This window comes from Microvirga sp. HBU67558 (assembly GCF_018069605.1).
Taxonomy (GTDB): Bacteria; Pseudomonadota; Alphaproteobacteria; order Rhizobiales; family Beijerinckiaceae; genus Microvirga; species Microvirga terrae.
Map to the genome: position 1 here is coordinate 1 of NZ_JAGPUP010000162.1, position 392 is coordinate 392.

A 392-nucleotide genomic window follows, 5' to 3' on the forward strand; every position below is an offset into this window, starting at 1 on the left:
ATCGGCGGCATGGTGGCGCTGCCGCAGGCGGCACTTTATCGGGAGGCTGTCACGCATCTGGCCGTCCTCGACGTTCCGCTTCCCGGCTGGACCGAGTGGGAGGCGACGACCGCGAGGCTCTGGCATTTCAGCTTCCATATGAACCGGGACCTACCCGAGCGCCTTATCCATGGCCGTGAATATGACTATGTTTCGACCTTCATGGCAGAGCGGTTCTACGATCACAGCACCTTCAATCCGGCGGACATAGAGATCTACGCCAAGGCGATGGCTCTTCCTGGCCGCACGCGTGGCGGCATGGAATGGTATCGCACCCTCGCCGCCGATCATGCAGCTGCGCTCGAGTATAAGAAGCAGCCGCTCGACATACCGGTGCTTGGCCTGGGTGGGGA

1 pseudogene is annotated in these 392 nt (G+C 61.7%); it reads left to right on the forward strand.

Annotated elements, in window-relative coordinates:
* Nucleotides 1-392, forward strand: a pseudogene (locus KBI52_RS00645) (alpha/beta hydrolase); the annotation flags it as partial.